The 22174-nt window shown below is 32.0% G+C and carries 26 protein-coding genes; 22 read left to right on the forward strand and 4 right to left on the reverse strand.

Annotated features, from left to right (window positions below; genetic code table 11):
• Positions 1-6: 6 nt before the first annotated feature.
• Together J1D01_RS06965 and J1D01_RS06970 are read right to left on the reverse strand one after the other, a co-directional pair.
• Complete coding sequence (locus J1D01_RS06965; protein ID WP_076698486.1) at positions 7-681, reverse strand: succinate dehydrogenase cytochrome b subunit; 675 nt, start codon at positions 679-681, stop codon at positions 7-9.
• A gap of 185 nt (positions 682-866) precedes the next feature.
• Positions 867-2630 (reverse strand): T9SS type A sorting domain-containing protein, encoded by a 1764-nt coding sequence (locus tag J1D01_RS06970; protein ID WP_421150307.1) that lies wholly within the window; start codon positions 2628-2630, stop codon positions 867-869.
• A gap of 274 nt (positions 2631-2904) precedes the next feature.
• On the opposite strand from J1D01_RS06970, the gene J1D01_RS06975 reads away from it, so the two are divergent.
• Entirely contained in the window at positions 2905-4197 is a 1293-nt protein-coding gene (locus J1D01_RS06975; protein WP_421150308.1) for an aminopeptidase P family protein, read from the forward strand.
• Positions 4198-4264: 67 nt separating this feature from the next.
• Here J1D01_RS06975 and J1D01_RS06980 read toward each other — a convergent pair whose 3' ends face one another.
• Entirely contained in the window at positions 4265-5584 is a 1320-nt protein-coding gene (locus tag J1D01_RS06980) for an aspartate kinase (RefSeq protein ID WP_421150309.1), read from the reverse strand.
• A gap of 98 nt (positions 5585-5682) precedes the next feature.
• On the opposite strand from J1D01_RS06980, the gene J1D01_RS06985 reads away from it, so the two are divergent.
• The 4 genes from J1D01_RS06985 (at position 5683) to J1D01_RS07000 (ending at position 7812) form a co-directional block, all read left to right on the forward strand.
• A complete protein-coding gene (locus J1D01_RS06985; RefSeq protein ID WP_372937561.1) occupies positions 5683-6339 on the forward strand; it encodes a hypothetical protein in 657 nt (218 codons plus the stop codon).
• Between the two features lie 44 nt (positions 6340-6383).
• On the forward strand, positions 6384-7163 hold the full coding sequence (locus J1D01_RS06990; RefSeq protein ID WP_421150310.1) for an alpha/beta fold hydrolase: 780 nt from the start codon (positions 6384-6386) through the stop codon (positions 7161-7163).
• Between the two features lie 58 nt (positions 7164-7221).
• Complete coding sequence (locus J1D01_RS06995; RefSeq protein ID WP_372937559.1) at positions 7222-7488, forward strand: hypothetical protein; 267 nt, start codon at positions 7222-7224, stop codon at positions 7486-7488.
• Between the two features lie 81 nt (positions 7489-7569).
• Positions 7570-7812, forward strand: coding sequence for a hypothetical protein (locus J1D01_RS07000; protein WP_421150311.1), 243 nt, complete (start codon positions 7570-7572; stop codon positions 7810-7812).
• On the opposite strand, the gene thiL is transcribed toward J1D01_RS07000, so the two are convergent.
• Positions 7802-8848 (reverse strand): thiamine-phosphate kinase, encoded by a 1047-nt coding sequence (gene thiL, locus J1D01_RS07005; protein ID WP_421150312.1) that lies wholly within the window; start codon positions 8846-8848, stop codon positions 7802-7804. The genes J1D01_RS07000 and thiL overlap by 11 nt on opposite strands.
• A gap of 303 nt (positions 8849-9151) precedes the next feature.
• Here thiL and J1D01_RS07010 point away from each other — a divergent pair, with 303 nt between their 5' ends.
• The 17 genes from J1D01_RS07010 (at position 9152) to J1D01_RS07090 (ending at position 22095) form a co-directional block, all read left to right on the forward strand.
• A complete protein-coding gene (locus J1D01_RS07010) occupies positions 9152-9388 on the forward strand; it encodes a hypothetical protein (protein ID WP_372937432.1) in 237 nt (78 codons plus the stop codon).
• A gap of 224 nt (positions 9389-9612) precedes the next feature.
• On the forward strand, positions 9613-9942 hold the full coding sequence (locus J1D01_RS07015; RefSeq protein WP_421150313.1) for a HesB/IscA family protein: 330 nt from the start codon (positions 9613-9615) through the stop codon (positions 9940-9942).
• A gap of 16 nt (positions 9943-9958) precedes the next feature.
• Positions 9959-11407 (forward strand): Fe-S cluster assembly protein SufB, encoded by a 1449-nt coding sequence (gene sufB, locus J1D01_RS07020; RefSeq protein ID WP_372937430.1) that lies wholly within the window; start codon positions 9959-9961, stop codon positions 11405-11407.
• Between the two features lie 10 nt (positions 11408-11417).
• On the forward strand, positions 11418-11777 hold the full coding sequence (locus J1D01_RS07025) for a hypothetical protein (protein ID WP_372937429.1): 360 nt from the start codon (positions 11418-11420) through the stop codon (positions 11775-11777).
• Between the two features lies 1 nt (position 11778).
• Positions 11779-12531, forward strand: coding sequence for a Fe-S cluster assembly ATPase SufC (gene sufC / locus J1D01_RS07030; RefSeq protein ID WP_076698505.1), 753 nt, complete (start codon positions 11779-11781; stop codon positions 12529-12531).
• Positions 12532-12608: 77 nt separating this feature from the next.
• Positions 12609-13922 (forward strand): Fe-S cluster assembly protein SufD, encoded by a 1314-nt coding sequence (gene sufD / locus J1D01_RS07035; protein ID WP_372937428.1) that lies wholly within the window; start codon positions 12609-12611, stop codon positions 13920-13922.
• 91 nt (positions 13923-14013) lie between these two features.
• Entirely contained in the window at positions 14014-15228 is a 1215-nt protein-coding gene (locus J1D01_RS07040; protein WP_372937427.1) for an aminotransferase class V-fold PLP-dependent enzyme, read from the forward strand.
• Positions 15229-15275: 47 nt separating this feature from the next.
• Positions 15276-16040, forward strand: a complete 765-nt coding sequence (locus J1D01_RS07045; protein WP_421150314.1) for an META domain-containing protein — start codon at positions 15276-15278, stop codon at positions 16038-16040.
• 38 nt (positions 16041-16078) lie between these two features.
• Complete coding sequence (locus J1D01_RS07050; RefSeq protein WP_076698511.1) at positions 16079-16501, forward strand: SufE family protein; 423 nt, start codon at positions 16079-16081, stop codon at positions 16499-16501.
• A 65-nt stretch (positions 16502-16566) separates the two neighbouring features.
• The gene (locus tag J1D01_RS07055; RefSeq protein WP_076698513.1) at positions 16567-16893 is read left to right on the forward strand and encodes a DUF59 domain-containing protein; all 327 of its coding nucleotides are present in this window, start codon (positions 16567-16569) and stop codon (positions 16891-16893) included.
• A gap of 67 nt (positions 16894-16960) precedes the next feature.
• Positions 16961-17467, forward strand: a complete 507-nt coding sequence (locus J1D01_RS07060) for a DUF2480 family protein (protein WP_372937425.1) — start codon at positions 16961-16963, stop codon at positions 17465-17467.
• A gap of 71 nt (positions 17468-17538) precedes the next feature.
• The gene (locus J1D01_RS07065) at positions 17539-18468 is read left to right on the forward strand and encodes a DUF3078 domain-containing protein (protein ID WP_421150315.1); all 930 of its coding nucleotides are present in this window, start codon (positions 17539-17541) and stop codon (positions 18466-18468) included.
• Positions 18469-18934: 466 nt separating this feature from the next.
• Positions 18935-19228, forward strand: a complete 294-nt coding sequence (locus tag J1D01_RS07070; protein WP_421150316.1) for an alpha-L-fucosidase — start codon at positions 18935-18937, stop codon at positions 19226-19228.
• Positions 19229-19272: 44 nt separating this feature from the next.
• On the forward strand, positions 19273-20022 hold the full coding sequence (locus J1D01_RS07075; protein WP_421150410.1) for an alpha-L-fucosidase: 750 nt from the start codon (positions 19273-19275) through the stop codon (positions 20020-20022).
• 117 nt (positions 20023-20139) lie between these two features.
• A complete protein-coding gene (locus J1D01_RS07080) occupies positions 20140-20499 on the forward strand; it encodes a hypothetical protein (protein WP_421150317.1) in 360 nt (119 codons plus the stop codon).
• Positions 20500-20944: 445 nt separating this feature from the next.
• Entirely contained in the window at positions 20945-21478 is a 534-nt protein-coding gene (locus tag J1D01_RS07085; protein WP_421150318.1) for a Crp/Fnr family transcriptional regulator, read from the forward strand.
• Between the two features lie 56 nt (positions 21479-21534).
• Entirely contained in the window at positions 21535-22095 is a 561-nt protein-coding gene (locus tag J1D01_RS07090) for a DinB family protein (RefSeq protein ID WP_421150319.1), read from the forward strand.
• Positions 22096-22174: the final 79 nt, after the last annotated feature.

The following is a 22174-nucleotide window of genomic DNA, read 5'->3' on the forward strand; positions in this document are numbered from 1 at the left end:
TAAAAATTAATGGTGATTAAAATAATGATAAACGGCTACAATAATAAAGCCTAATGGAATAACAACAGAATAAATAACAGCAAGTTTTTTATAGAATTGTTTTCTAATTGCTGAAACTCCCATTGATTGAAATGCTGAAGTAAACCCATGCAACAAATGCAATGCTAATAAAATAAAAGCTACTACGTAAGCACCAACTCTAATTGGGCTTACAAACTTGTGTTGCAACTCGGTGAAGTATCTAAACTCTCCGTTGTGCATTCCGGTCATATCGCCTTGAATGTATTTTACGTTTATTTCTGGAATCCAGAAATCAATAAAATGTAATACTAAAAAGGCTAGTATTACCAACCCACTATAAATCATGTTTCTACTCATCCAAGTAGAATTTGCTGCGCCATTGTTTTTTGCATACGAAACACCTAATGCTTTTCTATTTCTTAGCTCTAAAACAAAGCCCATTACAAAATGAAAAACAACCCCAAAAATAAGCACAGGTTGCAATGCAAACTGAACTAGTGGATTGGTTCCCATAAAGTGAGACAACTGGTTAAATAAATCTTCACTAAAAACTGAAGTAATGTTGACTGCTAAATGAATAATTAGGAAAAACATAAGGAAGAATGCAGAAAGCGCCATGGCTACTTTTCTTCCAATCGAAGATTTTAAAAATCCGCTCATTTTTTGTTTAGTTATTTAAGATGCACAAAGGTAAATTACTATAAATTGATAGGCAATAAGTAATTAACTTAAAATCCTAATTTAGAACAATTATAAGTAATTATACTTAGTATTAAACAATGATTTTTGTCATTAAAAGTTAAAAAAATAAATATAAAAACCTTCTTGGTATTTTGTTTAGATTATTAATTAACAATGATTTTTTTTGTAACTGCTGCTTTTTCAGAATATATACTTATAAAATAAACTCCAGAAGAAGCTTTATTTATACTTATGGTTTTTTCTTTTGAAGTATTTGATAAATCATGAGTTGATATCTGACGCCCACTAACATCATAAATAATAGCTTTCTCAAGATTAATAAAAGCACTGTTTTTAATTTGAAATTCACCTTTTGTTGGATTAGGGTATATACTAATTGATTTTTCCAACTCATTTTCATCTACACTTAATGGGCAAGATGAATTATTAATTAACGGTGTTCTTCCGCAAACGCTAGTTAAACCTCTATCTTGTATAGCGTTAGCTGCTGTACTGTTGTGTGTTCCAATAACTCGTTGGACTTCCCCAGTTGATAACGCATAGTGCATAACATCATCTGTATCAATCACATGTGCTAATTGATGCCCATGCCCCAACTCATGAAGCGCCACACTTTCTAAATCATACATTCCCACAGGAGGGAGATTTACACCTGTTTCTGTACCTGTATACCACGTAACATCATCTCTGTTAAATTCTATATCATAACCTCTTACAAACCAATTTAGAGTACCTCCACCAATATCACAACCATTATAATAATAAGTACAAACACCTAAGGTAGACGAATCTAATTCTCCGTTATCAAACCTAATGACATTATATTCATCATCAGCAATAACATCTGTGGTGGTGGTTGCACCAATACTCCAATTTAATTTAGTTTCACAAATCCAATTGTTTAATGCACGTTCAAAAGCTGCTTTTGCTCCAGAAACTTCAGCGTCATTATTAAAGTCTGTTTCCATATGCCAAACCACTTCATTGTCTGAGCCATTATAAGACGAGTGTTGCACTTGATAAGCAATCATTGGTTCTGGGCCATTTGTTCCAGGAGGATCATTTCCAGTTAAATCATCAATATCATATTCTACATTTAATTCTGCATAGGTAATAGTTATGGATGTATATGGAGAAACTTCTGCACTAGCATTCTCAACATACATGTCTCCTGTACCTGCGCTTGATGGTACTTCTACAGTTATTTCAGTATCGGTCCAAGTTAAAACTTGAGAGTCTAAAGCACTTATAAAGGTAGAACCGCCATCATCGGCATTACTAAACCATACTTTTCCTTGGGTAGTTCCAAAACCACTTCCCATAATTGTTAAGACCTCTTTTGTGCCTGCAGTTATTGTTGTTGGATTTAAGGTTAAATTTCCCGGAGCTAATGCTGTTTTGCTACTTTGCTTAATTTTTGAAATTTTGCTTGCTACATCAAAACTTTTAAGTTCTACATAAGGTGTTTTGGTGTAATTTATTATTTCTGAATATAGAGAACTGACTATTCCTGTTTTTTTACTGTAAGGATTTGCCGCCAAATCCTTCATTAAATTATATTTATAAAACCCTTGAGATAAGGCATAAGGTTTAAATTGTCTAGTTGTAATTTTAGCAGTAGTCTTTAAAGGTATTTCACTATTGGTTAAAGAAAATAGACCAACATCATCTTTTCTTAATTTTAAACTAGGATGTGTTATTTGTGCACTCAACCCTACTACACCACCAGTAGTAATAACCTCTATTTGTGAAAGTGGATTTCCTTTAAAAACCTTATATACTTCAATGGTATTAATTGTATAGATTTGATTATAATTTTCATCCCAAGTACTTCTTTTAGAAACAACCTTACCCTCTACAACTAACTCTGAATTATAAATTTGACTTTCTAAAGATACTTTTTTCATTAAAGACTGAGCATTTAAACTCAGCACACCCAACAGACCAAATATTGTGCATAGACACAAAATCTTCTTAATAATTTTTTCCATTTTCCTTTTTTTTTTGATATCCAACAAAAAATCTTCTAGAAGATTTATAGCACAATATAAAAAGATTGTATATCAGTGGCATACAATCAGTTTTATCATTATGTTAAAACTGAGGGATTATCAAATATAGCAAAATATAACTAATGGTTTCTGAAGATTTGCTACTTTTATCTTTCTAAAATTTTTTAAAATGAAATATTCTCCAATAAACAACAAACTGTTTATAAACAACAGAAAAAAATTTACTGCTAAAATGAAACCTAATAGTTTAGCAGTTTTTAATTCAAATGATATTTATCCTATAAGCGCAGATAGCACTATGCCTTTTCAGCAACATAGAGATATTTTTTACTTAAGTGGAGTTGATCAAGAAGAAAGTGTTTTGGTACTTTTTCCCGATTGCCCAAAGGAAAAACACAGAGAAATACTTTTTCTAAAAGAAACCAACGAACATATTGCCATTTGGGAAGGCGAAAAACTCACCAAAGAAAAAGCTTTTGAAGTTAGTGGTGTAAAAACAGTGTATTGGTTACAAGACATGAAAAAAATCATGTTTGAGATTATGACCCAATGCGATACAGTTTACATAAATACTAACGAACATTACAGAGCCAATGTAGAGGTAGAAACTAGAGAAGATAGATTTACAAAATGGCTAAAAGAAAAATACCCTGCACATGCTGTTGCTAAAAGCGCCCCAATTTTACAAAGACTTCGTTCTGTTAAAGACGAAATTGAAATTGATTTAATTCAAAAAGCTTGCAACATAACCGAAAAAGGCTTTAGAAGAATTTTAAGTTTTGTAAAACCAGGAGTAACTGAATATGAAATTGAAGCAGAATATATTCATGAATTTATAAGAAACCGCTCAAAAGGTTTTGCTTACACACCTATAGTTGCCTCTGGTAATAATGCTAACGTTTTACACTACATAGAAAACAACCAAACCTGTAAAGAAGGCGAATTACTTTTAATGGATGTTGCTGCAGAATACGCTAATTATTGTAGCGACCTTACTAGAACCATACCTGTTTCTGGTAAATTTACTAACAGACAAAAAGCTGTTTACAACGCTGTTAATAGAGTTAAAAATGAAGCTACAAAAATGTTAACTCCAGGGTTGATGTTAGACAATTATCATGCTGAAGTTGGAAAAATAATGACTTCAGAATTATTAGGTTTAGGGTTGTTAGATAAAGCCGATGTACAAAATGAAAACCCTGATTGGCCAGCATACAAAAAATATTTTATGCACGGAACAAGTCACCACTTAGGATTAGACACTCACGACTATGGTATTATAACTGAGCCTGTACAAGCCAATATGGTATTTACTGTTGAACCAGGAATTTACATCCCTGAAGAAGGTTTTGGTATTAGAATTGAAGATGATGTAGTTGTTCAAGAAACCGGAGAACCTTTTAATTTAATGAAAAACATCCCTATTGAAGCAGATGAAATTGAAGACCTCATGAATTCATAAACACAAAAAAAGGGTTGCTTTTAAGCAACCCTTTTTTTGTAACTAAGATTGTCAAACCTAAAAACCACTACACTACAAGTTCAAACAAATAGTCATTTAATTTTTGTAGTGTATTAATTTTATCTTTTGTATCCACTAAAAGTGAAATATTATTGTTGCTACCACCGTAAGATATCATTCTAATTTTTACATCTTGCAATATTTGAAATAACTTATGTGTTTCTGGGTGATTTACTATACAATGACCAACCAAACAAATAATACTTTGGTTTTTATCTACCTCAATATGTGCTATTTTTTCTAATTCAGCAATGATGTTTTCTAAATTAGCATCATTATCTATAGTTAATGAAACAGCTACCTCTGAAGTTGTTATCATATCTATTGACGTTTGGTATTGCTCAAAAACCTCAAAAACTTTCTTTAAAAATCCGTGAGCATTTAACATACGTGCAGACTTTATTTTAATAGCTGTAATATTATCTTTTGCAGCCATAGCTTTCACACCAACTTCAGAATGATCGCTATTAATTAAAGTACCATAAGCTTCAGGCTTCATAGTATTTTTTAACCTTACCGGAATATTATCATCTCTTACTGGAGTTACAGTCTGCGGGTGCAAAATTTTCGCACCAAAATAAGCCAACTCCGCAGCTTCTTCAAATGATAAATTTGAAATTGGCTTAGTATTATCTACATATCTAGGATCATTGTTATGCATACCATCAATGTCTGTCCAAATTTGAACCTCTTCTGCTTTAATGGCTGCTCCAATTATAGTAGCCGTATAATCACTTCCTCCGCGTTGTAAATTAGAAATATCATCATTTACATCTAAACAAATAAAACCTTGAGTTATATATATATCTGAAGGTTCTGCTTCATTTAAAACTGCTTTAAAACCCGCCTTAATACTTTCCATATCTGGCTCGTTTTCAGCATTAATTCGCATAAAATTGAGTGCAGGTAATAAAGCCGACTTAACACCTTCTTGTTTTAAATAGCTGTTAAACATATATGTTGAAAGCAATTCACCTTGAGCTAAAATACTATTTTCTAAAACCTTAGAAAACTCTTTGTAAGTACACGCTATTAAAAAGTTAAAAACATCTAAAACATATGCTTTTACATCTTTATTTAAAGTTTCATTAAACAAAAGCTTATCTACAGTTTGAAAATAGGTTTCATGTAAATTATTTATACTGTCTAAAGCCTCATCTGTTCTTTTATCTGCAATATTTTGAGCAATAGCTACCAAATGGTTTGTAGTACCAGACATGGCAGAAAGCACAACTACTTTCTTCTCGCCATCGTTAATAATATTTTTAACGTTTTGCATATTTTCAACAGAGCCAACCGATGTGCCCCCAAACTTCAATACTTTCATTTCTTTTAAATTTGAACACAAAACTATAACTACTACCTGTAAAAACTATGTTTATTAAAAAAAATGTTTACTTTTACACATATTGTTAAATAATTAACATGAAAACTGTATCCAACTGTGTAGAAGACATACTCATTACGCAACCTTATTTAGAGGAAGCTTTATCTAGAAACATTATTAACTATAGCGCTTTAGCGGTTGAACTTACCGAGCCTATTAGTAAGATGCTTAAAAAAGATGTAAAACCAGGTGCTATTATGATGGCCTTAAGACGTTACAATCCGCCACCAACTTTGGGGAATTCTATTAAAATGAAACGTGTTATTCAAAATTTGGGCGATATTACAGTACGATCTAATTTAACAGATTTTACCGTAAGAAATTCAAGTACCTTAATTGATAATCACGCTAAAATTTTAGAAAGAATAAATCAGGAAAACAAGCTGTTTTATACGTTTACAAGAGGTATTCATGAGAGCAACATAATTATATCTAGCAGCCTTAAAGACTTTGTAAATGAAAATTTAAAAAATGAGCACTTCATTGCTATTCAAGAAGGTCTTTCGGCTATAAGCATAAATTTACCACAAAACAACTCAAAAATAGCAGGTTTATACTACCATTTTTTTAAACGATTAGCCTGGGAAGGTATTGTTTTATACGAAGTACTCTCAACCACCAATGAGTTTACCATTTTAGTTGAAGATGAATATGTAGACAAAGCTTTTGCTGCCATTAAAAGGGTGAAGTCTTAAATTTTTAAGCAATCCTTTTTACCTTTGTATTCAACTTATAAATTATGATTTTAGAGTACAAGGGGACTAATATCTTTTATACAGACACAGGTAAAGGTACTGCCGTTGTCTTACTACACGGTTTTTTAGAAAGCTCCAAAATTTGGGATTCGTTTATCCCAACACTTTCAAAAAAAAATAGAGTTATTTGCATAGACCTTTTAGGACATGGAAAAACTGGTTGTTTGGGCTATATACATTCTATGGAACTCATGGCAGAAACTGTAGATGCTGTTCTTAAACATTTAAGAATTAGAAAATCTATTTTTATTGGACACTCTATGGGTGGCTATGTTGCACTTGCTTTCGCAGAAAAAAATCCAGACAACGTAAAAGGTTTATGCTTAATGAATTCTACCGCCAGCGCTGATACCCCTGAAAAAAGGAAAAATAGAGATAGAGGTATACAAGCTGTAAAACAAAATCACAAAACATTTATTAGAATTGCTATATCAAACCTGTTTACTCCTAAAAACCAAACTATCTTTAAAAATGAAATAGAGGATTTAGTTGATAATTGTTTACAAACTCCTTTACAGGGTATTATAGCTGCGTTAGAAGGCATGAAAATTAGAGACGACCGCGAAGTTTTGCTTCATTTTTCGCCTTATAAAAAAATGATGATTATAGGAAAAAATGATCCTGCTTTAGATTACAATCAACTCATTTCTCAAACCAAAAATACAGAAGTAAAAATAGTAGAATTTGAAGGTGGACATATGAGTTTCATAGAAAATAAAGAGGAATTACTATCTTCTTTAATACATTTCATCGAATTTATTTAACTTTTTAACGTTTTTTTATATTTTTTTTGTAGGTTTAATCACCCTAAATATTTAAGCCATGCAAAAAACTACTAACAAACCTACTTTACTTCCTAGAATGTATTGCTCCATTTTTGGACATGATTACAAAATTACCAAAAGAGTAACTTATCACGTAAAGGAGTACACTTGTACCCATTGCAAAAAGCAATTAACAACTAATAGTAATGGAGAATTAGTTGAACTTACCCCAAAATACAAAGAAATAAATGCCATATTAGAAAGAGTTCACAATTCTAAAGTTGAACGTTTAAAGGAAAAACCAGTTCTTTCATCGATTTGTTGACCAATTGTTAATAACTTTTAACTAGTTTTTTTACCTTTAGAAGCGTCTCTCTTTAAGGTAATTATTAATGGTTAAAATTATATGAAACGCATTCAGTGTAAAGTATTTGGACACGACATTCAAGTTAGCAAAAACGTCACTTTTCATGTCAAAGAGTACAAATGTAAAAATTGTAAAAAAGAATTTACAACTAACAGTTCTGGTAGCTTAGTTGAGCTAACTCCAAAGTTTAAAGAAATTAACGCTGTTTTAGAAAATATTCACAAAAGGCGTTTAAAAAGACAACGACAATCTAATCCAGAGTTACTGGTTTTTAGTCATTAAAATTTTTCCACCCTTGAGCTTTTAGTGCTATTTTAGTATCTGCCCTAGTTACTAAATGCATACCTGCCTCTTTTTCTCTTATATAACCTATTACGGTTAAGCTTGGATTTGCTTTTATTTTAGGATAATCTTTTTGATTTATAGTAAACAACAATTCATAATCTTCTCCTCCGTTTAAAGCTATAGTAGTACTATCTACATTAAACTCTTCACAAGTTGAAATAACTTGAGGGTCTAACGGAATTTTATTTTCATACAAATCGCACCCCACATTGCTTTGTTTACAAATATGAATTATCTCTGAAGAAAGACCATCACTAATATCAATCATAGCAGTGGGTTTCACATCTAAATCTTTTAATAATTTAACAATATCCTTTCTAGCTTCTGGCTTTAATTGGCGTTCTACTATATAAGTATATGGCTCTAAATCTGGTTGGTTATTTGGGTTTACTTTATAAACTTCTTTTTCTCTTTCTAAAACTTGTAAACCCATATAAGCACCACCTAAATCGCCTGAAACAACCAGTAAATCATTTACTTTAGCACCACTTCTGTAAACCTCATTATCTGCTTCTACTTCACCAATAGCTGTAACTGATATCAACAATCCAGACATTGAAGATGTAGTATCTCCTCCAATAACATCAATATTATAAATTCTTGCTGCTGTTTCTATACCTGCATATAACTCTTCTAAAGCTTCTAAAGGAAATCTATTAGAAACTGCAATAGAAACCGTTACCTGAGTTGCATTAGCATTCATTGCATATACATCAGATAAATTTACTATTACCGCCTTATATCCTAAATGTTTTAAAGGCATATAACTTAAATCAAAATGAACACCTTCTACAAGAAAATCGGTTGTTACAACTATTTTATTCTTTTTAAAATCTAAAACAGCCGCATCATCTCCAATACTTTTAACGGTTGATGATTGTTTAATTTTAAAATTCTTGGTTAAATGATCTATCAATCCAAATTCACCTAAATCACTTAACGGAGTTCTTTGCTGGTTTTTATCTTCTATCATGATGCAAAAATATGAAGCTATTTTGTTTTTTATACAACTATACCATAAAAACTAAAAATATATTCAGATAACAGCAACAACAATAAAAATATTAACTATTAAAACTGTAGGAGAAGCAAAATTAAAAAGCTTTTGTTTTATCCTTCTATAAATTTTTATTTTTCAATTAATAACTCCTTATAAATAAACTAATTAACCTACAAAACAAAAAAATATACGCATTTCATCGAAAATAATAGCTTTTAATCTAATTATTTAACCAAAACAGCTATATTCGTAATTCCCAAATTGATTAATAGCATGATGTTTGAAAAACCTATCAACCGATTTTGTGCCATTTTTGGTCACAACTATAAACTTGTTTCAAAAATAGACGAAGACACTTCAGAATTAGTATGTAAATGTTGTGGAAATCATTTTATCTCAACAAATGATGATAAAATAATGAATTTATCTGCCTATAGAGAGATGTCTTCAGTTTCAAAATATTTTAAAAATAGAAGAGGCGCTAACCTTGATAAATTTATTGGTTTCGAATAATAAATACTCTACTTTTTAATCTCTATTTTTTACTAGTTATCTTCAATTAAGCTAAGTAACTAAAGTAATAAATTACTTCATACCTAATGCTTACAGAAACTAGGCTTGCTTTTCTATAACAAAAAACTATAAAACTATATATTAATATAATGTTAGGTTATCTTGTAATGACTGACTTATATTGTATATTTGCACTCTATTTAGAGTAAATCTAAGTTAAAGGTATGATTAAAGTTTCAGAAACAGCAAAGAAAAAAATAATAGAGCTTATGGCCGAAGACGGCTATAATGCATCTACAGATTATGTGCGCGTTGGTGTAAAAAGTGGCGGTTGTTCAGGCTTATCTTATGAATTAAAGTTTGACAAAGAACAACAAGAAGATGATAAAGTATTTGAAGACAACAATGTAAAAATCATTGTAGATAAGAAAAGCTTTTTATATCTTATTGGAACTACTTTAGAATATTCCGGTGGATTAAACGGAACGGGATTTGTTTTTAACAATCCTAATGCCAATAGAACTTGCGGTTGTGGCGAATCGTTTTCACTATAAATTTTAAGAGAGAACTATGTCTAAATATACAGAAGACGATTTAAGAGAAGAATTAAAAACCAAAGAATACGAATACGGTTTTTATACAGATATTGAGTCAGATACGTTTCCAAACGGTCTCAATGAAGACATCGTGCGCGCCATTTCAAAAAAGAAGGAAGAACCAGAATGGATGACCGAATGGCGTTTAGAAGCCTTTAGGATTTGGCAAGAAATGGAAGAACCTGAATGGGCAAATGTTACTTATGAAAAACCAGATTTTCAAGCCATTTCATATTACTCTGCTCCTAATAGTAAACCTAAATATGATAGTTTAGATGAAGTAGATCCAGAATTATTGGCAACATTTGATAAACTTGGTATCTCTTTAGACGAACAAAAGAAATTAGCAGGCGTAGCCATGGATGTAGTGGTAGATTCTGTATCTGTTGCAACAACCTTTAAAAAAACTTTAGCAGAACAAGGTATTATTTTTATGAGTATTTCTGAGGCTATTAAAGAGCATCCAGAACTTGTAAAAAAATATATAGGTACCGTTGTTCCACAAAAAGATAATTTTTACGCAGCATTAAACAGCGCTGTGTTTAGCGATGGTAGCTTTTGTTACATTCCAAAAGGCGTAAAGTGCCCTATGGAATTATCTACTTACTTCCGTATAAACCAAGCAGGAACAGGGCAATTTGAAAGAACTTTAGTAATTGCCGATGAAGGCAGTTATGTAAGTTATCTTGAAGGCTGTACAGCTCCTAGTAGAGATGAAAACCAATTACACGCTGCGGTAGTTGAATTAATTGCTCTTGATGATGCCGAAATTAAATATTCAACCGTTCAAAACTGGTTTCCAGGTAATGCAGAAGGAAAAGGAGGCGTTTACAACTTTGTAACCAAACGTGGTTTGTGTGAAAACAATGCAAAAATTTCATGGACTCAGGTTGAAACAGGCTCTGCAGTAACCTGGAAATACCCAAGTTGCGTATTAAAAGGAGACAACTCGGTAGGAGAGTTTTACTCTATTGCGGTAACCAATAATTTTCAACAAGCCGATACCGGAACTAAAATGATTCATTTAGGTAAAAACACTAAATCAACCATTATTTCAAAAGGTATTTCGGCAGGAAAATCACAAAACTCATACCGTGGGTTAGTTCAAATTAATTCAAGAGCAGATAATGCCCGTAACTTTTCGCAATGCGATAGTTTATTAATGGGTAATGAGTGTGGTGCGCATACATTTCCGTATATAGAAGCTAAAAACAAAACGGCTCAAATTGAGCATGAAGCTACAACCAGTAAAATTGGTGAAGACCAAATTTTTTACTGCAACCAACGTGGTATTGATACCGAAAAAGCAATTGCCCTAATTGTAAATGGTTTTAGTAAAGAAGTATTAAACAAACTTCCTATGGAATTTGCTGTAGAAGCTCAAAAATTATTAGAAATAAGTTTAGAAGGAAGTGTTGGATAAATTCATACCTATGAAAAAATTAATTGTCCTTTTATTATGTTTTTCTGCCACAATTAGTTGCAAACAAGAAGAAAAAAACATCATAACAATTTCTGGTGATTATGTATTTCAAGTTGATGCCGCTGTTTTACAAACAGACAGCATTATTTACGGTGTAATTATTAACAACAAAGCACAAGAACTAAATAAACAAGCCGAAACTTTTAAACAACAACCAACAGATATGGTTAGAGTTGAAGTAAAAGGAATATTAAATAAAGAAAAACACAAAACTATTCTTTGGGAAAATAAAATTGAGATTACAGAAATTCTTAATGTAGAAGCAGCCCCAAATAATGGTTATAATAATGTTATAAAACTAAGTGAGTAATATGTTAAAGATTGAAAATCTACACGCAGGTGTTGAAGATAAAAATATTTTAAAAGGTATTAACCTTGAGGTTAAACCAGGTGAAGTTCATGCTATAATGGGGCCAAACGGTTCTGGAAAAAGTACTTTATCTTCTGTAATTGCAGGAAAGGAAGAATACGAAGTTTCAGAAGGCAGTATCATTTTTGAAGGTGAAGATATTGAAGAATTAGCTGCCGAAGAAAGAGCTCATAAAGGTATTTTTATGTCATTTCAATACCCCGTTGAAATCCCTGGGGTATCTGTAACCAATTTTGTTAAAACTGCCATTAACGAAACAAGAAAAGCGCAAGGCTTAGAAGACATGCCTGCAAAAGACATGCTTAAGTTAATCCGTGAAAAATCTGATTTATTAGAAATTGACAGAAAGTTTTTATCACGTTCATTAAACGAAGGATTTTCGGGTGGTGAAAAAAAGCGAAATGAAATTTTTCAAATGGCTATGCTAAATCCAAAATTAGCTATACTTGATGAAACAGATTCTGGATTAGATATTGATGCTTTACGTATTGTAGCAAATGGTGTTAATAAACTTAAAAGTAAAGACAATGCTGTAATTGTAATTACACATTACCAAAGACTTTTAGATTATATAGTTCCAGATTTTGTACATGTATTATACAATGGAAAAATTGTGAAATCTGGCACCAAAGAACTAGCTCATGAGCTTGAAGAAAAAGGTTACGACTGGATAAAAGAAGAAGTTGGTGCATAGCATCAGTAACCAGTTTACAGTCTCAGTTGGTAATTTTAATTACTACACTGAATGTTACATACTGAATACAGAATAACATGGATTTAAAAGAAAAATTATTATCATCATTTTTAGTGTTTGAAAACCAAGCCGAAACAGATTCATATCTTCACTCGGTAAGAAATGATGCTATAAAAAACTTTAAAGAAAAAGGCTTCCCTACAAAAAAGGATGAAGCTTGGAAATACACCTCTTTAAATAAAATACTTAAAGAAGACTACAGCATATTTCCTAAACAAGAAAATGCTTTAGAATACAGAGATGTTAGTAAATATTTTATACAAGAAATAGATTCTTATAAAATAGTTTTTATTGATGGTAAATACTCATCTAACCTTTCAGAAACTACTCATGATGGTATTGATGTTTGCTTAATGTCTGCAGCATTAACAAAACCAAAGTACCGCTTAATAATAGAAAATCATTTTAATAAAATAGCTACTACAGATAGTTTATCATCATTAAACACAGCATTTTCTAAAGAAGGAGCTTACATACACATCCCAAAAGGGAAAATAGTAGAAAAACCCATTCAAATCGTCCATTTTTCTACCGGAAATGAATCTGCTACCATACTACAACCACGTAATTTAATTGTGGCTGAAGAAAACTCTCATGTGCAAATCATAGAACGTCACCAAAGTTTAACCAGCAACCCTGTATTAACTAATAGTGTTACAGAAATTTACACAAAAAAACGTGCTATAGTAGATTACTATAAAATTCAAAATGATGAAGCTAACGCATCGTTAATAGACAATACATTCATTAAACAAAAACAAGAAAGTATTGCCTCTGTACACACCTTTTCATTTGGAGGAAAATTAACACGCAACAACCTTAATTTTTATCAAGAAGGAGAACGCATAGATTCTACCTTAAAAGGCGTTACCATTATTGGTAATAAACAACATGTAGACCACAATACACTTGTACACCATATAGAGCCAAATTGCGAAAGCCATCAGGATTACAAAGGTATTTTTAATGATAATGCTACGGGAGTTTTTAATGGTAAAGTAATTGTAGAAAAAGAAGCCCAAAAAACCAATGCATTTCAGGCAAACAACAATATTTTAGTTAGTGATAAAGCAACCATTAACACCAAACCGCAGTTAGAAATTTTTGCAGATGATGTAAAATGCTCTCATGGCTGTACGGTAGGACAATTAGATGAAAGTGCCTTATTTTACATGCGCTCTCGTGGTATTCCAGAAAAAGAAGCCAAAGCATTGTTAATGTATGCATTTAGTAATAACGTATTAAACTCTGTTAAAATTCCAGAATTAAAACGTAGAATTACAAAAATTATCGCTAGTCAGTTAGGTGTAAATATTGGTTTCGATTTATAATTTTTTTCAGAAGCTATTTCCCGCTATCCGCTGTATCTTTTTCTCGTACCTCAAAAAAGGATGCCGCTTCTATCGGGGCTAAAAAGTAACCATGTTAAACGTTGAAAACATAAGAAAAGATTTCCCCATTCTTTCTCGTAAAGTTAATGGCAAGCCCTTAGTATATTTTGATAATGCTGCAACATCACAAACACCACAGCAAGTTATTAATGCTATTGTAGACTATTATACAAACTACAACGCTAATATTCACCGTGGAGTACATACATTAAGTCAAGAAGCCACTGATTTATACGAACAATCCAGACAAAAAATTCAAGCACATTTCAATGCTAAACATGCACATGAAATCATTTTTACATCTGGAACAACACACGGTATAAACCTTGTTGCAAATGGGTTTTCATCTATTCTTAAACAAAACGATGAAATTATAGTTTCTGCACTAGAACACCACAGTAACATTGTGCCTTGGCAAATGTTATGCGAACGCACAGGCGCAAAACTAAAAGTCATTCCTATGAATGATAACGGTGAGTTGGTAATATCTTATTATGAAAAATTACTATCTAAAAATACCAAACTAGTTTTTGTAAATCATGTTTCAAACGCTTTAGGCACAATAAATCCTATTGAATACATTATTGAGAAAGCCCACAAATTTGGCGCAGCTGTTTTAGTTGATGGTGCTCAATCTTGTCCGCATATAAAACCCGATGTCCAAAAACTTGATGTAGATTTTTATGTTGCCTCGGCTCATAAAATGTGTGGACCTACTGGTGTAGGGGTACTTTACGGTAAAGAGGCTTGGTTAAATAAACTACCACCCTATCAGGGCGGTGGTGAAATGATTGCCGAAGTTACGTTTGAAAAAACCACTTACGCAGACCTACCCCATAAATTTGAAGCAGGAACACCTAACATAGCAGGAGGTATTGTTTTTGGAACCGCTATAGATTATATGAATAATATAGGTTTTGATAATATTTCTAAATACGAAAACGAGCTCTTAGAGTATGCCACCAAAAAATTACTAGAAATAGAAGGCTTAAAAATTTATGGCACCTCTAAACACAAAACATCGGTTATATCATTCAACCTTGAAGGTATTCACCCATATGATGTAGGTTCTATTTTAGATAAATTAGGAATTGCAGTTCGTACCGGTCACCACTGTGCACAACCTATAATGGATTTTTATAAAATTCCCGGAACCGTTCGTGCATCTTTTGCATTTTACAACACCAAAGCAGAAATAGACACCTTAGCCGAAGGCGTTAAGAAAGCTAAAATGATGCTGTCTTAAACTTACTTTGGCTTCCTTTTTGTATATTATTTTCAAAATAACTTATAATGAAGTGGATACTTATACTCTTTAGTATTATTACATTAAAAACTTGTAACAATACTAGCTTAGAACAAAACACAACAATGTTAAACAACAACTTTAGTATAACAACATTAAACGGTACAAATGTTTCAGCATTTAATTTAACTATTTCTTTTAATGATTCTACTAAACAAGTTTCTGGTTTTTCTGGATGTAATAGGTTTTTTGGCTCTTACACCATTAAAAACAATACTATAAAATTAGGCCCACTGGCCTCTACTAGAAAAATGTGCATGCCAAAACTTAACAGTGTTGAATCTAAACTATTAGACGCCTTAACTAAGGCTAACCATTTTACAATAAAAAACGACACTTTAATACTTTTAGAAGAAGAAAACAAACTCTTAACTGCCGTAAAAAAAGACTTTTATGAAAGCGTTTCGTTTGAATATACTCAACACTCTAAAGGAAGGTTTCAACTTATAAAAGTCAATAAAAAAACTATTACTATTCAAAATAAAAGAGCAGGCACAATAACAAAAACTGATTGTAACGAGATACAATGGCAAAAGATAATTAACGCTTTTAAATTAGTTAATACAGATAGTATTTCAAGTTTAAAAGCCCCTTCAAACAAACGCCTTTTTGATGGTGCTGCAATAGCAAAATTAACGGTAACCTTTGATGGTGAAACTTATGAAACACCAAGTTTCGATCACGGCAACCCGCACCCAAATATTGCTAATCTTGTTAAAGAAATCTTATCATTAACTCAAAACGTTGAATAGCAACGTTACTTATTGTATTTTTGCTTAAAATTGAACGTATGACTATTGAAGACATTCAAAATGAAATAATAGACGAATTCTCAATGTTTGAAGATTGGGAAGAACGTTACCAATATATGATAGATTTAGGGAAAGAATTACCCTTAATTGACGACCAATACAAAACAGACAGCAACATTATTAAAGGGTGCCAAAGTAAAGTATGGGTACATGCTGAAATGAAAGGTGATAAACTACAATTTACCGCAGATAGTGATGCTATTATTACCAAAGGTATTATTGCTATTTTAATTAGAGCTTTTTCAAACCAGCACCCAAAAGATATTATTAATGCAGATACAAGTTTTATTGACAAAATAGGACTTAAAGAGCATTTATCTCCCACACGTGCCAATGGTTTGGTAAGTATGGTAAAACAATTAAAAATGTACGCTATTGCGTATCAAACTCAGTTGAATTAGTAAATTCGTTAATTTGTGTAATTGTTTAAACACACCAACGAATAAACACATAAACAATTAAAAATATGAGCGACACAACTATAGATACAAATGCCTTAGGCGAAAAAATAGTAAACGTTTTAAAAACTATTTATGACCCTGAAATTCCTGTTGATATTTATGAACTTGGATTAATATATGATGTTTTTGTAAACGAAGACTACGACGTTAAAATATTAATGACTTTAACCACACCCAATTGTCCGGTAGCAGAAACTTTACCTTTAGAAGTTGAAGAAAAAATAAAATCTCTTAACGAAGTAAAATCGGCTGAAGTAGAAATAACTTTCGACCCGCCATGGTCTCAAGAGCTTATGAGCGAAGAAGCTAAGTTAGAATTAGGAATGCTTTAATTTAGTTAACAGTCTCAGTAACAGTTTTCAGTATAACTCAAAAACACAGAATTAAATAACTAATTTTTTGAAAGACGAAATCATAAATCGCGTAGCGAATAGTAAACTAGTAACCTTAGATTTGGAAGATTTTTATCCAGAAGGTAAACGTGTATTATTTGATATTAAAGACTGGTTATTTGAAGGTTTTGTATTGCGTGAAAAAGATTTTAGAGCTCATGTATCAGAATTTAACTGGTCTCAATATCAAGACTGTTACGTAGCCTTAACATGCAGTTCAGATGCCATTATACCAGGTTGGGCTTATATGTTATTAACCATTCATTTACAACCTTTTGCAAAAAAAATAATTGTAGGTAATTTAGAAACCTTAGAGACTTCTATTTACCAAGATATCATCAATAATTTAAATATTGAAGAATTTAAAAATAAGCCAATTATTATAAAAGGGTGCTCTAACAAACCCGTTCCTCAAAACGCTTACATCATGTTAACCAACAAGTTAAAGCCTATTGCAAAATCTATTATGTATGGTGAAGCTTGTTCATCAGTCCCTCTTTATAAAAACAAATAATTTCTTGTGACCCTTAACTAAAAAACGGGTCTAAATTTTATATTTTCAAAAACTTAATAAACACAAATTTTATGAAAAAAATACTTTTAGTAGTATCGTTATTTTTTGGAGTCATTTCAATAAACGCTCAAACTAAAGAAGAATTACAAGCTAAAAAAGCAGAAAAACAAGCAGAAGCTAATGCAGCACAAGCAGAAGCTAATAAGTTACAAGCACAAATTGACGCACTTACTGGTTGGAGAACTGGTGCTTTTGGAACCATAGGAGGAAGTTTATCTAACTTTAATAATTGGTATGCTCAAGGAACACCTAACAACAGCTCTGGTAATATTGGCTTTACCTTTAACGCTTTTGCTAATTTAATTGAAGACAAGTTTTTTTGGAGAAACTCATTAACTACTAATTTGGCATGGGTGAAACTAGACGATAAAGACAACGGAACAGACGATGATGATAGTTTTGAACCAACTACCGATGTTTTTAATATATCATCGCTTTACGGTAGAAACATTGCAAAAAACTTAGCTGTTTCAGGTTTATTAGAATACAGAACTACAATTTTAAATAACTTTAATGATCCTGGTTATTTAGACCTTGGTGTTGGTGCTACTTGGACGCCAATTGAAAATTTAATAGTTGTTATACACCCATTAAACTACAACTTTGTATTTGCTGATAATGATGCCGTTTTTGATTCATCTATGGGTGCTAAAATAGTAGCAGATTATACAAGACAAATTGGTGCTATTAACTTTAAAACAAACTTCTCAACATTCCAAAGTTATAAATCTAGCGATTTATCAAACTGGACATGGACCAACTCATTTAGCTACACGCTTTGGAAAATGATTGGTGTAGGTTTTGATTTTGGTTTACGTAGCAACAAGCAAGAAGCATTAAATTACGCACTAGCTCAAGACCCAGCAACAGCTACTGGTTTTGATGATGTTGATAACGATTTACAAAGCTATTACACCATTGGTTTAAGCTATAAGTTTTAAGCTTTAAAACTTTATATATCTAATTTTAAGAAATCCGCTTCTAGAAAAAGAAGCGGATTTTTTTGGTTTTGGTCTAAATTTACACTTTGATTTTATACGAAAAATTAGCTAAATTTATTCACTTGTACTGAACCTGTTTCAGTGACGTTGGATATACGTCATTAAAAACAATACCGCCGAAAAAGACCTCATTCTAAAATAGGTTTTATTTTAAAATCAAATTATTTCTTTAACACAATCACACCTATATAAAAGATTAGTATTAATTTATTTAAATCTTTCGATACATATGGGAGATAATTTATAACATTTGAATTTAGTTTTATATTCTTCAATTTTGAATATTGATACTTTTATCATATAGATTCAAATCAAGTGTCTTAACCTAGAATTATTAATTCTCAAAAAATTAATAATTCTATTGTTTAATAATAATCATGCTTTCAATATTCCATTAAATAAAACTATGAGAATCTTAATAATAAGCTGTGCAATAATCATGTTAATGATAAATACTGTACAATCACAATCTAATAATAAATCCATTGACCCCTATGCCAATGAAACCGATGCTGAACGTGATGCGCGCATGGAATGGTTTCGTGTAGCAAGATTTGGGATGTTTATACATTGGGGCGTTTATGCTGTACCAGCTGGAATATATGAAGGTGAAGATGCAGGAAATTATGGCGAATGGATTATGTCAGATGCAAGCATACCCATGGCCACTTACCAAAACTACGCAAAGGAAACCCTGTGAAATACGATCCCGAGGTATGGGTTAAACTTGCTAAGGATGCAGGCATGAAATATATTGTTATTACGTCTAAACATCATGATGGTTTTGCATTGTTCGACTCAAAAGTTTCGGAATGGGACATTATGGATGCTTCTCCATACGGAAAAGACCTGATTGCCCCCTTGGCAGAGGCATGTAAAAAACATGGCATTAAGTTGGGACTTTACTATTCGCAAGCTCAAGACTGGAATCAAGGCGGATCAGCTAGAGGTAAGGATAAAAAAGGAAAGTGGGATTCAGCTCAGGAACATGATATGGATGATTATATAAATAATATTGCAGTGCCTCAGGTAAAGGAAATCTTAACACAGTACCAACCTGCAATTTTATGGTGGGATACACCTCGAGGTATGACTAAAGAACGTGCGGAACAATTCTTACCATTATTAAAACTTGCTCCGGGAGTTATTCATAACAACAGACTGGGTGGAGATTATGAAGGAGACATCAGTACTCCTGAACAGTTCATCCCAGGGACAGGTTTACCTGGCGATTGGGAATCATGCATGACGATGAATAACACTTGGGGATATAAAAGTAACGATCACAACTGGAAATCTACTGAAACACTTATACAAAATTTGGTTGATATTGCCAGTAAAGGCGGAAATTTCCTCCTTAATGTAGGACCTACAGCCGAAGGACTAATCCCCGAACCTAGTGTAGAACGTCTAAAAAAAATTGGAGCATGGATGGATAAAAATGGTGAATCTATTTATGGTACAAGTGCTAGTCCGTGTCGTACACCTACATGAGGGCGTATCACAACAAGTACAACTGGAAAAAATACGACTCTTTATCTTAACGTTTTTGACTGGCCAGAAAATGGAAAGCTATTTACACCTATTACCAATACAGTGCAATCTTGTAATTTGCTCGTTGATAAATCCCAAAAATACAAAACTAAAACCGATGAGCAGGGTACCACAATATCTTTAGTAGGTAAAGCCCCAGATGCTATAAGTTCTGTTGTTGTATTGAAAATAAAGGGTAAACCTATGGTAAGTAATGCAGACATAATTAAGCAAAATGAAGATGGAACTGTTTTATTAACTGCACAACAATCCATAATAAATAATGTGATGGGTACTCATGTAGCTTACAATAAAGAGATTGATTGCATTGTACAATGGTCGGCCAAAAAAGTAACTGTAGATTGGGATTTTAATGTTGATAAAGCTGGTACATACACTATTTCAATGGACATAGCCTCTGAAGAGGAAAGTGTTTAGAATTAACGGTTGCAGAACAAACCATTAAGAGCAAACTACCTGCAACAGGTAGCTTTACATCTTACAAAATAGTAAATGTTGGCGAAGTGGTTATTCAAAAAGCAGCAGATTATAGCATACATCTGAAACCAAAGGATAAAGAATGGAAAGCAATAAATTTACAGAGGGTACAATTATTACCTAAATAATTCTTCTAACCCAAGACCTATCGAATTTATAAAGCGAATGAAAAATTGACTGTGTTCCCCTGTATTACATAACATAGAAAGACATATCTGATTTTGAACTTTTTTCAGATGTTGTGCCTGTTGCACAGCGTGTATATTTAATTACTAGTACAAGTCTACTTGCGAAAATCTTAGTAGGTTTTCTATTCGGTTTTTATTTGATTTGTTAACTTATTTACAAACCATATAACAACAGGCGATTATAGTACATAGAAAACATGAAAAACAAAATAGACAAATCAGAGTTTATACAAAACCTTTTAAAAACATTTGAACAAATTTCACCGGTTAGCTTTAAAAAAGGACACATTCTTACAGGAGAAGGTTGTATTGAAAATAATCTTTATTACATCGAAGAAGGTGCTGTCAAAATATATTATCAGTCAGAATTGAATGAACACATTATTCGTTTAGGATACAACGGTTCAATCCTCAACTCACTTACCTCGTTTTTTAATCAAGAACCTTCTGAATTAGTAGTTGAAACTTTGCGTGAATCTCAAATAAAGGTTTTAAAAAGAAGTGAGGTTATGGAAATAAAAAATATAAGTAACGGGTATCAAACGTTTCTTGAGAAATTATTAATTCAACAATTAGAAAGAGAAATAGACCTGCTTCAAGATTCGCCTAATAAAAGACTTGAAAGGGTTTTAAAAAGAAGCCCTCAGTTGTTTCAGCATGTACCTTTAAAATATATTGCTTCCTATCTTCGAATGAGCCCAGAAACATTAAGCCGCATCCGAAAATCTTGATTTGAATCAAGAGAATTTGCTTTTTAAGTGGCGAACTTTGGATTAAAATTTAAAGTATGAAAATTGAGCAACCAAAACTACTGGTAGAGCTGCAAAACAAAACAGCAAAAGCTAAATCGCTATTAGAAGAGTTCAAAACTTATTCTATTGAGGATTTAAACTACAAGGCAAATGCATCTGAATGGAGCATTTTAGAATGTATTGAACATTTATGCCTGTACGGAAAGTTTTATTTACCTGAAATTGAAAACCGTATTATTACTAACAGTTACAGTAAACAGCAGTATTTCAAAAGTGGACTTATTGGCAATTATTTTGTAAACATAATCAAAGCCTCAAATACAAAAAAAATTAAAGCAACCAAGGAAATGGACACTACAGGATTCAAGCTTAACAAGTCCACAATCAACCAATTTTTAAAACAATTGGAGTGGCTTGATTCATTACTGGTTAAAGCAGAAAAGGTAAATTTAATGAAAGTAAAAACCTCAATCTCTCTCACTAAGTTAATTAAGTTGAGATTGGGCGATACCTTACGATTTTTAGTATACCATAATGAGAGACATCTTCTACAAGCAAAACGAATTGATATAAAGCCCAAAAGCAACAAAACCTAAACTGCATAGAAGTATGCCTGTGAAATTAAATAAATATTTTTGCTTTCGGGTGTTTCATTTATTATTTAACTAATTGTTG

This window comes from Seonamhaeicola sp. NFXS20, assembly GCF_049132085.1.
Lineage (GTDB): Bacteria > Bacteroidota > Bacteroidia > Flavobacteriales > Flavobacteriaceae > Seonamhaeicola.

Bases quoted from the DNA above. Each gene is read 5' to 3' on its own strand.
- J1D01_RS07000 (WP_421150311.1), top strand. From the start codon at position 7,570: ATGAAACGCATTCAGTGTAAAGTATTTGGACACGACATTCAAGTTAGC.
- thiL (WP_421150312.1), bottom strand. From the start codon at position 8,848: ATGATAGAAGATAAAAACCAGCAAAGAACTCCGTTAAGTGATTTAGGT.
- J1D01_RS07010 (WP_372937432.1), top strand. From the start codon at position 9,152: ATGTTTGAAAAACCTATCAACCGATTTTGTGCCATTTTTGGTCACAAC.
- sufD (WP_372937428.1), top strand. From the start codon at position 12,609: ATGGATTTAAAAGAAAAATTATTATCATCATTTTTAGTGTTTGAAAAC.
- J1D01_RS06995 (WP_372937559.1), top strand. From the start codon at position 7,222: ATGCAAAAAACTACTAACAAACCTACTTTACTTCCTAGAATGTATTGC.
- J1D01_RS06975 (WP_421150308.1), top strand. From the start codon at position 2,905: ATGAAATATTCTCCAATAAACAACAAACTGTTTATAAACAACAGAAAA.
- J1D01_RS07075 (WP_421150410.1), top strand. From the start codon at position 19,273: ATGAAATATATTGTTATTACGTCTAAACATCATGATGGTTTTGCATTG.
- J1D01_RS06965 (WP_076698486.1), bottom strand. From the start codon at position 681: ATGAGCGGATTTTTAAAATCTTCGATTGGAAGAAAAGTAGCCATGGCG.
- sufB (WP_372937430.1), top strand. From the start codon at position 9,959: ATGTCTAAATATACAGAAGACGATTTAAGAGAAGAATTAAAAACCAAA.
- J1D01_RS06985 (WP_372937561.1), top strand. From the start codon at position 5,683: ATGAAAACTGTATCCAACTGTGTAGAAGACATACTCATTACGCAACCT.
- sufC (WP_076698505.1), top strand. From the start codon at position 11,779: ATGTTAAAGATTGAAAATCTACACGCAGGTGTTGAAGATAAAAATATT.
- J1D01_RS07025 (WP_372937429.1), top strand. From the start codon at position 11,418: ATGAAAAAATTAATTGTCCTTTTATTATGTTTTTCTGCCACAATTAGT.
- J1D01_RS07040 (WP_372937427.1), top strand. From the start codon at position 14,014: ATGTTAAACGTTGAAAACATAAGAAAAGATTTCCCCATTCTTTCTCGT.
- J1D01_RS07090 (WP_421150319.1), top strand. From the start codon at position 21,535: ATGAAAATTGAGCAACCAAAACTACTGGTAGAGCTGCAAAACAAAACA.
- J1D01_RS07050 (WP_076698511.1), top strand. From the start codon at position 16,079: ATGACTATTGAAGACATTCAAAATGAAATAATAGACGAATTCTCAATG.
- J1D01_RS06990 (WP_421150310.1), top strand. From the start codon at position 6,384: ATGATTTTAGAGTACAAGGGGACTAATATCTTTTATACAGACACAGGT.
- J1D01_RS07055 (WP_076698513.1), top strand. From the start codon at position 16,567: ATGAGCGACACAACTATAGATACAAATGCCTTAGGCGAAAAAATAGTA.
- J1D01_RS07015 (WP_421150313.1), top strand. From the start codon at position 9,613: ATGATTAAAGTTTCAGAAACAGCAAAGAAAAAAATAATAGAGCTTATG.
- J1D01_RS07085 (WP_421150318.1), top strand. From the start codon at position 20,945: ATGAAAAACAAAATAGACAAATCAGAGTTTATACAAAACCTTTTAAAA.
- J1D01_RS07070 (WP_421150316.1), top strand. From the start codon at position 18,935: ATGAGAATCTTAATAATAAGCTGTGCAATAATCATGTTAATGATAAAT.
- J1D01_RS06970 (WP_421150307.1), bottom strand. From the start codon at position 2,630: ATGAAAAAAGTATCTTTAGAAAGTCAAATTTATAATTCAGAGTTAGTT.
- J1D01_RS07065 (WP_421150315.1), top strand. From the start codon at position 17,539: ATGAAAAAAATACTTTTAGTAGTATCGTTATTTTTTGGAGTCATTTCA.
- J1D01_RS07045 (WP_421150314.1), top strand. From the start codon at position 15,276: ATGAAGTGGATACTTATACTCTTTAGTATTATTACATTAAAAACTTGT.
- J1D01_RS06980 (WP_421150309.1), bottom strand. From the start codon at position 5,584: ATGAAAGTATTGAAGTTTGGGGGCACATCGGTTGGCTCTGTTGAAAAT.